Origin of the sequence: Kerstersia sp. (assembly GCF_052103615.1) — a bacterium.
Classification (GTDB): Bacteria; Pseudomonadota; Gammaproteobacteria; order Burkholderiales; family Burkholderiaceae_B; genus Kerstersia.
Genome location: NZ_JBQEKA010000130.1, coordinates 1 through 5709, shown reverse-complemented (window position 1 = coordinate 5709; position 5709 = coordinate 1). Strand labels below are relative to the sequence as shown.

The 5709-nt window shown below is 61.7% G+C and carries 4 protein-coding genes; all 4 read left to right on the top strand.

What is annotated here, in order from left to right; genetic code table 11:
• Positions 1-1281 (top strand): TRAP transporter large permease (locus ACTJGZ_RS15655; protein ID WP_130487660.1); only part of this gene is annotated, 1281 nt, incomplete at its 5' end.
• Between the two features lie 50 nt (positions 1282-1331).
• On the top strand, positions 1332-2138 hold the full coding sequence (locus ACTJGZ_RS15650) for a 3-ketoacyl-ACP reductase (protein WP_441663822.1): 807 nt from the start codon (positions 1332-1334) through the stop codon (positions 2136-2138).
• 53 nt (positions 2139-2191) lie between these two features.
• Positions 2192-4288, top strand: coding sequence for a hydantoinase/oxoprolinase family protein (locus tag ACTJGZ_RS15645; protein ID WP_441663821.1), 2097 nt, complete (start codon positions 2192-2194; stop codon positions 4286-4288).
• Between the two features lie 14 nt (positions 4289-4302).
• A complete protein-coding gene (locus ACTJGZ_RS15640; RefSeq protein WP_441663820.1) occupies positions 4303-5682 on the top strand; it encodes a hydantoinase B/oxoprolinase family protein in 1380 nt (459 codons plus the stop codon).
• Positions 5683-5709 lie beyond the last annotated feature (27 nt).

The window sequence follows — 5709 nt, the reverse complement described above, 5'->3', positions numbered from 1 at the left end:
ATGGAATTGATGATTCTTTTCGGCGTGTTCCTGGGCCTGATGATTCTGGGGGTGCCGATTGCCTTCTGCCTGGCGGTCGCCGCGCTGTGCACGGCAATGTATATGGGTTTGCCGCCGCTGATCGTGTTCCAGCAGATGAATGAGGGCATCAGTTCCTTTGCGATGATTGCCATTCCGCTGTTCATTTTTGCTGGCGAATTGATGATGCGCGGCGGGGTGGCGGACCGCATGATTAATTTCGCCGGCACGCTGGTGGGCCATATCCGTGGCGGGCTGGGGCAGGTCAACATCACCTCGTCGGTGCTGCTGAGCGGGATTTCCGGTTCGCCGATTGCAGACGCTTCGGCCATAGGCGGCATCATGGTGCCGCAGATGGTCAAGCGCGGCTACGCCAGAAGCTATGCGGTCAACGTCACTATCAGCAGCGCCGTCATTGCTCTGATGATTCCGCCTTCGCCCAATCTGATTCTGTATGCCGTGGCCGGTGGCGGCGGGATTTCCATTGCGGATTTGTTTACGGCCGGCATTCTGCCCGGGCTGCTGCTGGCGGCGGCGCTGCTGGTGACGGCCTATGTTCAGGCGGTGCGCAAAGGCTACCCGGCAGAGCCGTTTGCTGGCGTGGCTGCCATCGGGCGGGCGCTGGTGGCAGCCACCCCGGCCATTGTTCTGGTCGTGGTGATTTTCGGCGGAGTGCGCTTCGGTGTCTTTACGCCCACTGAAAGCGCTTGCGTTGCTGTGCTGTATGTCTTCGGCCTGATGCTGGTGGTAATGCGCATGCAGTCCTGGCACGTCCTGATGGAGGCCTTGAGCGCGGCAGTCAGAACCACCGCCATGGTGCTGTTCATTATTGCGGCTGCCGCGTCCTTCGGCTGGTTCATGGCCTTTCTGCAAGTGCCCAGTTATGTGATCAGTGCGATGACCAGCATGTCGGACAGCCCTTATGTCGCCATGGCGCTGATTCTGGTCACCCTGCTGTTGCTGGGCACCTTCATGGATTTGTCCCCGATGATCATTATCACCACGCCGATTTTCCTGCCGGTGGCGCAGAACTTCGGCGTGGACCCGGTGCATTTCGGCATTGTGATGATTCTGGCGGCGGGGATAGGCCTCTATACGCCGCCGGTAGGCACCTTGCTGTTCGTGGGCTGCGCGGTGGGCAAGATCAGTGTTTCGGAAGTGTTGCGCACCATTTGGCCGTACTACATCGCCAGCGGCATCGTGCTGTTGATGGTGGCGTATATCCCGGCAATTTCGCTGTGGCTGCCGGCCTTGTTCCGCTAAGGAGCGCGCGCTTTGGCGCGGTATTCGAGAGTTGATAACGAGAGGATGTGATGGCTCAGGAAAATAAACAGGCCGCCGCTGTGACGGCGGGGCCGGTGGTTTTGATTACTGGCGGCGCCGGGACGATAGGGCTGGCCATTGCGCGGCACTTTGCGGCGCAAGGCGCGCGCGTGGCGCTGATGGATCGCCAGCCCTTGGCGGCGATGCAGGCTTTGCGGCAGGAACTGCTGCAAGCCGGTGCTGCGGGCGTGACGCTGATTTCCGGCGACCTCGCCGAGCTTGAGGCGCATGAAGACTGGCTGCGGCAGATAGAAACCGAATTGGGCGACAGCGTGCATTGCCTGGTGAACAACGCAGGTGTGGGCGCGGTGCAGCGGGCCGACATGCTGGCGCTGACCCCGGAAGCATTCGATGCGGTCATGGATATCAATCTGCGCGGCACTTTCTTTTTGACGCAGGCCGTCATGAAGCGTTTTCTGGCGCAAGAGCAGGCCGCGCACCCGCGTTCCATCATCACGGTGTCCTCCATCAGTGTCGAGGCCGCTTCAACGGAGCGGGCGGAGTACTGCATTTCGAAGTCGGGCCTGGGCATGCTGACCCGGCTGGCAGCGCTGCGCCTGGCCGCCGCAGGCATTCCCGTGTTTGAGCTGCGGCCCGGCATTACGCACAGCGGCATGACGCAAGTCGTGGCGCCGCGCTATGACCGCCTGATCGCCGACGGCCTGGTGCCTGCCGGGCGCTGGGGGGAGGGCGAAGACATGGCCGGCATGGTGACGGCTCTGGCGAGCGGAGCTTTTGCCTTTGCGACGGGAACCGTCATTCAGGCCGATGGCGGCCTGATGATTCCGCGTCTGTAGTTTCAATCAGCTGGCCGCCAGAGAGCCAGGATTCAAAAGGTGGAGAGGATGCAATGAGCAACAAAAAACAATCCGTAAGAGTGGGCGTGGACATAGGCGGGACGTTTACCGACGTCGCCCTGGAAGTGGATGGCAGCCTGCATACGACCAAGGTACTGACGGATTACACCGCCCCGGAACGGGCCATTCTGAAAGGCCTGAAACAGGTGCTCGATCAGGTGGGCCTGGGGTATGCGGATATTGACGTGATTATTCATGGCACGACGCTGGCGACCAATGCCTTGATCGAGCGCCGGGGCGTCAAAACCGCGTTCATCACGACGGCCGGTTTCCGCGACGTGATCGAAATGCGGACGGAAAACCGCTTCGAGCAATATGACCTGGATATCGTGCTGCCTGCGGCGCTGATAGAGCGGGCCGACCGCCATGTGCTGCGCGAGCGTGTCGCCGCCGATGGGCGGGTGCTGCTGGCGCCGGATGAGGCCGAGATCAGCGCTTTGATCGACACCATCGCGGCAGGCGGTTATGAAAGCGTGGCGATAGGTTTTCTGCACAGTTATATGAACGGCGCGCATGAACAGCAGATGCGCCAGGCACTGAGCCAGCGCCTGCCGGATGTCAGCGTGTCCATCTCTTCGGAGGTGTCGCCGCAGATCCGTGAGTACGAGCGTTTCAATACGGTTTGCGCCAATGCGTATGTCAAACCGCTCATCAAATCGTATCTGGAACGCTTGCGCAGCGAACTCAAAGGCTGCGGCGCGGTTTGCGATGTTTTCATGATGCACTCCGGCGGCGGCATTATTTCCGTGGAAACCGCCGCGGATTTCCCGGTGCGCCTGGTGGAATCCGGCCCCGCGGGCGGCGCGATTTTCGCGGCCAATATTGCCGAGCGCTATGGCATCGAATCGGTTGTGTCGTTCGACATGGGCGGCACGACGGCCAAGATCTGCCTGATTGAGCAATACAACCCGAAAACCGCCAAAACCTTCGAGGTGGCGCGTACCTACCGCTTCAAGAAGGGCAGTGGCATGCCGATCTCGATTCCGGTGGTGGAAATGGTGGAAATCGGGGCTGGCGGAGGGTCTATCGCTGCTGTCGATGGCATGAACCAGATCCGCGTCGGTCCGCGCAGCGCCGGTTCAGAACCTGGCCCGGCATGCTATCAGCGCGGCGGCAAACTGCCGACCGTGACAGATGCCAATGTCTTGCTGGGCAAGCTCGATCCGGATTACTTCGCTGGCGGCCAGATGAAATTGTCCAGCCCGCTGGCTGCCGATGCGATCCGCCAGGAAGTGGCGGACCGCCTGTCCCTGACGGAGACCTCGGCGGCTTATGGAATCATCGAAGTGGTGGATGAAAACATGGCCAATGCCGGCCGTGTGCATGCGGTGGAAAGCGGCCATGATATCGGCGGTTTCACCATGATCACCTTTGGCGGCGGCGGGCCGGTGCACGCGGCCCGGCTATGCGAAAAAATGGGCATACGCGCCTTTATCGTGCCTTACGGCGCTGGCGTGGGGTCGGCGCTTGGCTTTCTGCGCGCGCCCTTCGGTTTCGAGTCGGCCCGCAGCGGTTTCATGCGCCTGAGCGCCTTTGATGCGGGCAAGGTCAACCAGCTGCTGGCGGCGATGGAAGATGAGGCTGGCACTTTTGCCCGCCAGGGCCTGCGCAATGCCGAGCCGGTGATAGAGCGGACGGCCTATATGCGTTATGCCGGGCAAGGCTGGGAAATTCCCGTGAGCTTGCCGGTGAGGGCATTTACCCAGGCTGACCGGGATTACCTGGCGGCCGAGTTCGAAAAAGCCTATGTGCGTTTCTTTGGCCGTGCCATTGACCGGCTGGACATCGAAATTGTCAGCTGGTCGGTGCGTGCCGCCAGCGCGCCCCAGCCGGTCACGCGGCTTGAACGCCAGCAGCAATACCGTGATGCGGCGCCCATGGGCACGCGCCAGGTGTTCGAAGCCAAGCTCGAAGCGTTCGTGGCGGCTGCCGTGCATGACCGCGAGCAATTGGCGGTCGGGGACAGGGTCGCCGGGCCAGCCGTCATCGTGGAGCGGGAGACGGCCACCATCGTACCGAGCAAATTCGTGGCCACCGTGCAGGCTGATCTGTGCCTGTTCGTGGAAATGCAGCAAGACAGCCAGGCTTGAAGGAGACAGGGAACATGTCAGGAAACGTTAGCAATATCCAGCGCCAGGTGATGTGGAACCGCCTGATTTCGGTCGTTGAGGAACAGGCGCTCACGCTGATCCGGACGGCGTTCAGCACGAGTGTGCGCGAAGCGGGGGATTTGTCCGCCGGTGTGTTTGATGAACAGGGCCGGATGCTGGCCCAGGCCGTGACCGGCACGCCGGGCCACGTGAATGCGATGGCCGAGGCCGTGGGCCATTTCATGCGTGACCTGGGGGTGGAAACCTTTGCGCCGGGAGACGTGTACATCACGAACGACCCCTGGAAAGGCACTGGCCATTTGCATGATTTGACGGTGGTCTCGCCCGTCTTCCGGGGCGGGCGCCTGATCGGGTTTTTTGCCTGCACGGCGCACGTGGTTGATATCGGCGGCCGGGGGTTCGGCCCGGATGGCCGTGAGGTGTACGAAGAAGGCCTGTTCATTCCCATCATGCGTTTCGCTGACCGTGGCGAGGTCAATCGCGATCTGGTCAATATCGTGCGCAACAATGTGCGTGAGGCGGATCAGGTGGTGGGCGATATCTATGCGCTGGCGGCCTGCAACGAGATCGGCGAACGGCGCTTGCAGCAAATGATGGACGAGTTCGGTCTCGACAACCTGAATGACCTCGGCGAGTTCATTCTGGAAAACAGCAGGATAGCGACACTGGCCAAGATCGCGGCGCTGCCGCGCGGGTCGTTTTCGAATGAAATGCGGGTGGACGGCTACGAAGATCAGGTGCTCATGAAAGTGAAGCTGACGATAGAGGCCGACCGGATCCTGGCGGATTATGCGGGCACCTCGGGGGTCAGCAGCTATGGCATCAATGTGCCGATGATCTACACCAAGGCCTATACCTGCTACGGCCTGAAATGTTCAATTGCCCCGGAAATTCCGAATAATGCGGCCTCGCTGGCGCCCTTCGAAGTGGTGGCGCCGGAGGGTTGCATCCTGAACGCGCAGCGTCCCAGCCCGGTCGCCGTGCGCCACGTGCTGGGCCACTTTGTGCCGGACGTGGTGCTGGGCGCGCTGCATCAGTTCCTGCCGGATCGTATCCCGGCGGAAGGGGCGGGGACGACCTGGAATATCCAAATCAGCGCGACCCCCAAGAATCCTCAGGATGCCGCGGCCCGCAGCGCGCAGATTCTGATGTTCAACAGCGGCGGCGGGGGCGCGCGGCCCAGTGTGGATGGGCTGAATGCAACGGCCTTCCCCAGCGGTATTCATACCATGCCGGTGGAGGCGACCGAGCAGGTCGGGCCTATCGTGGTCTGGCGTAAGGAATTGCGGCCGGATTCCGGCGGGCACGGCAAGTTTCGCGGCGGCCTGGGGCAGGTGATGGAAATCGAAGCCGCGGATCTGAGCGGCTCGTGAGTCACGTACTCATCATCGGCTCCGGCA